3 protein-coding genes and 1 pseudogene are annotated in these 4,697 nt (G+C 38.6%); all 4 read right to left on the bottom strand.

The window, feature by feature from the left end; translation table 11 throughout:
* Nucleotides 1–456 precede the first annotated feature (456 nt).
* A complete protein-coding gene (locus tag GA0116948_RS20670; protein WP_089715778.1) occupies nucleotides 457–864 on the bottom strand; it encodes a hypothetical protein in 408 nt (135 codons plus the stop codon).
* A gap of 87 nt (nucleotides 865–951) precedes the next feature.
* Nucleotides 952–2,124, bottom strand: a pseudogene (locus GA0116948_RS20675) (IS4 family transposase).
* Between the two features lie 326 nt (nucleotides 2,125–2,450).
* A complete protein-coding gene (locus GA0116948_RS20680) occupies nucleotides 2,451–2,876 on the bottom strand; it encodes a hypothetical protein (protein ID WP_089715780.1) in 426 nt (141 codons plus the stop codon).
* On the bottom strand, nucleotides 2,873–4,697 hold a 1,825-nt coding region (locus GA0116948_RS20685), incomplete at its 5' end, for an RHS repeat domain-containing protein (RefSeq protein WP_139111395.1). The genes GA0116948_RS20680 and GA0116948_RS20685, both read right to left, overlap by 4 nt.

Consider the following 4,697-nt stretch of genomic DNA (forward strand, 5'->3'; position numbering starts at 1 on the left):
TTCGGGTCATAGGTCACCGTTTCGCCAAAGTCGGATACTGCTACCGGTGTCCAGTTGTTGGTGGCCACATTCAGGTTACGGATGGTTTGCATGCCAATGATACGGTTCAGCAGATCATAGCGGTAGTTGTATTGCAGTGGCTCTCCCACTTTCGGCAGATTCACACTCATGGCGCCAATGTTACCATTATACAGCGGCTTGAAGTTACTGCTTCCTGCTTCTGCAAAAGATCTTATAATTTCACACAACAATTTTACAACAAAGAAACGGCTACATCAATCCTTGGGGTTACCAAACACCGCAAGATATTTACATAAATATAGCTGCCTGACCCCTGCCGAGAGCTTGCGCTATATGATTAACCGGGCAAGCCCGGCCAATCATATAGCGCTTGAAAAAGAAAAGAAAACTTATTTATCGGTCTTGAGACTGGGAACCATTATAGAACCCAAATGATTAGTCGTCTGAGTTAGTAAAAACACAATTTTTCTTTACCGAATCCAACATCTTTTCATCATACGATAACTTGACTGGCTCATTAATATCTTTAGTAATATCTACTAGTGTGCCATCCTTAAGATTTAAATCAACCCAACCAATTGCAAATTGGTTAGGTTGATTTTTAAACATACACATATACCTTATTTCAATAGTGATAATGCTATCTTTTACAGCATTTACAACCGATCTATATTCAATAGTATCCTTTGACTCAAAATCAATTTTGTAAGTACTGCTGTGGATAAATCTATCAATTAAGGAATCGCAGTCCACAGTTGGCTGCAATACAGCATGAGATGACAAGGAACTGTCCTTCAGTTTTATATCAACATCTTTAACTATGTTAAGGGGATTTCTAAGCACCTTCTAATCGTTGTTTTTTTTATTTGCGCAACTACTAAAAAAAATAACCGCAATCAAAATTATATATCTAAATACATGAGCGTCCCGTTATAAAGTAAACATATTCAATTGATTAGGTTTTAGTTCTTTGACATATTGCGGATCAGTTTTTGAAAACAATTCATTCAATGGTGTTTTGCACAAAAGGGATATGCTTAATATTTGTAGCACTTCATACTGCGATTGTTTCAAGTTCATTTTATATTTTACAATGGCTACCAATAAGTAAGTTATCATGGCAATGTAGATCTGTGTTTTGACTGCGTTCATACTATAGCCCCAAAATGCTTTTACTTTCAAGTGCTGCTTTATCCATTTGAAAAATAGCTCTATCATCCATCGGTACTTGTATAATCAAGCGATCTCCAGGGGACTTAACTCAAAATTGTTTGTCATGAATACAAATTCGACACCTGTCTCAGTATCATAGTATTTAATGCGTCTGATTAGTTCGGGGTAGGAAAGCGCAACTAGATGATTTTTCAATCGAACATTTTGGTCACATTTCATGCCTGTACTTTTATCTACTTTGCTGGAAGATATTCTCACAAACTTAAAATTATCTTTGGCCCTTGTGACAAAATAAGCGCACGCATGATGGATTCTATAGAGTCGTTTAAAATCAATGTAACCCTTGTCCATCACGTAATAACTGCCTGTTTCCAATGGGAATACATCTAATGCGTTCACGTCATGAACAGATCCTTCAGTAATGTAAATGAATGTAGGGATATTTGTTTTAATATCTAGCATCGTATGCAATTTCACAGCGCCCTTCCGCTGCCTGAATTTGGCCCACCAAAAGACATTTAGGCAAAGGTCTACGACAGTCGCATCGATTGCATATACAGGAGCAGTTATCGGAAGTTCAAATGTGCTGCTACCCATCGCAAGTCTTTGTGCGTGGCCCACCAGAATAGCAGCAAAGGATTCATAAATTCGATAATCCCTTTTCTCGTTTGCATTTGCCAAGTTCGACTTAGAAGTACCGGTTCCCATACCCAAGTGATAGCTTTTGTTTTGTTGTGATTGAAGGCAAAAGATTAAATCGCTTAGACTTTCACGATTGGCTAGCTGTCCGAAAACCATATATAGCAATTGATGCCAGCAGGTGAAAGTTTTTACCCTGTGATTGCCTTGATATTTTGCTACACAACCAATAAAATCGTTGTGTGATGAAAATTCGATTAATTGAGCGAAAACGTATTTGCCTTGATTCATAAGTTGTTGAATTACATTTAATTGTAATTCAAAAATTCCAAATCAGTAAAAATCGTTTGAAATTTCGGTGCCTTCAAACCCTTATCCAGCAATATTTTCAAAGAACTTGCCCCTAAGTTAACAGGACGGTCATGATCTAAATATTATCATATAATTACCTGTTTATTTTTTATTATTACCATTATTGGCATTGTATTCTTTTGCTAATTCTCTCATTAATGAAGGAGTATCCTTCAATACAGCTTTTTCATAAACACTATGTGCGGGCTCCACCGCGCTATTCCATCTAGCAAAATCACCGTTATATCTCTGAATATATTCCGCTTTTAATTATCAATATTCCATAGACTACCTCCTATTGGCGGCAATTGTGGTCCTAAATAGCAGCTATCATCAATAACTAATCGGTATCCCTTAGTAAAATCAAAGAGTTTAATATGGTTTAAAAGCTGTTCCCTATTTGAAAATTTTGAACATTGGGATGCAGATTTGAATAATCCGTCAAATGCTAATTCACCGTTGTAATCTCTAAATATTTTAAATCTATACTGTCCAGAGTCCCCAATCGTATCTGCCAAAAAAATCCAAAAACCTTCGTCAAAATCTCCTTTCCATACTGCGGTTTCAGGAACTGATTTAGGTCTTTCTGGTGCAACTGCATTCTTTGTATTAAAAACATACTTCAATAGAAAAAAAACAATCCCACTTAATAGCAGTATACCAGCAAAAGTAAAAATTATTTTTTTGATCATGTCTTCATTTTAGATTTATTTAAGCTGCTTTTTGTATTGGTTGCTTTTTTATTTCTTGTGCTATTATTACTTTGTTGGGTACTAGTATTAGTAGTGCTTTTAGTGTTGCCGTCTTTTTTAGCATCCGATTCATCACCTTCTCCAATTGTTGTTTTCTTCGTTGTGGGATCATAAAGAACCTCAGCATTCCCTTCTTCTACGTATTCTGAAACTATATTTTTGGGGGTTGGAGTATAAATTGATGGTTGGTCAACATTAGGATCTTGATTTACAACATCAGCCGCAAATGTTCCACAATTATTTCCCAATAATGAATATGGTGGTCTATTTGCATCGTATTGAGGATTTCCTGGATTTGATTCATTATACTTTTGATCAGCATAGTCTTTCATTTCTTTAAACTTATCACTTATAACATACGCACCTTTAATGCGACCTCCTTCTCCTGATTTTTGGGAAATTTTACCCATAGCAGCGTTTACACTTTCCTCTGTCGCTTTCCCATCCTTCCCAAAGACAATTTTTCCTACATCATATTTACGAACTAATCCCTTAGTTCCGTCAGTTGTTTTATACCGTCCATACTCATAATAAGTTGCCCTGCCCGTATTATTGTCAATTATCATAATACCTGCATGCCCCAAACCTCCTACTTTAGGGGCTTTCCATGTGCCGATTTTTATTTCTGGGTCAATTCTATAATCTGGAAAAGTTATCAATATTGCATCTCGTCCATCACCATCTTTGAAGGCTATTGGGGAATTTAAACAGAAATTATAAGGACTTTCATTTGGATACTTTGCTTGTAATGGGTCAACACTTAACCACCTGCCTATTCTTGGGTCTTGTATTCTTTCTCCAAAATCATAGGCATTTCCTTCACCATAGATTTCATTATCATTCTCCTTCCCATTAAACCCATACCGGTACCCCGCACTACTAAACGTCCTTCCCGGTTCCTGCATACCAAACGGATAATAATCCCCTGCACTTTGCACCTTTGGCGTATAGTCTACTACTTCATTTCCATTACTACTCCCTGGCAGCTTAACATCTCCGATGGTCGATAGTACATTACCCAAATGATTCCCCAGCTCATACACCTTCTCCCCACGTTGGAAATTAAACAGCACCCCATTATCTGTTGCTCCGGCTTCCTCCAGGTCTTTCTTACTTTCATCAATACCCAGCCGGCTACTGCCGTAGATATCTGTTTCTATTTGGGTAAGATGACCCGTATTCACGCTATTATCACCACGGGTGTAAATGCTCATCACATTGCCCGTTGCATCCCGCACATACCAGGTAAGCACCCCATTCACTGTTTTACTGATACGGTTTCCACTCCCATCGTACGTGTAGTGGATGGTGGTAGCCGTACCTGTTGTTTTATGAATATCCGAAATTTTCCCGTAAACCGTCCACTTGATATCGTCGATGCTGCTCTGCTGGTCTTTCACGAGGTTGCCGATTGCATCGTAGTCATAGTTACCATCTGCCTGGCTATCAATATCCGTCGTGTAAGCAGCAAGATCTACATCGTCTTTGATGTTGTCCAGTTTATTGGTGCCGGCCAGGTAGTTGTAGTGCATTTGATCCATGTTCAGCGACTGGCCGGCCCAGGTAGCATTACCATTACGGTTGTAGTGTAAGATATTCCCATTCGGGTCATAGGTCACCGTTTCCCCAAAGTCGGATACGGCTACCGGTGTCCAGTTGTTGGTGACCACATTCAGGTTACGGATGGTTTGCATGCCGATGATACGGTTCAGCAGATCATAGCTGTAGTTGTATTGGAGCGGCTCTCCCACTTTCGGCAGG

This window comes from Chitinophaga costaii (assembly GCF_900094705.1).
In the GTDB taxonomy this organism is placed as follows: Bacteria; Bacteroidota; Bacteroidia; order Chitinophagales; family Chitinophagaceae; genus Chitinophaga; species Chitinophaga costaii.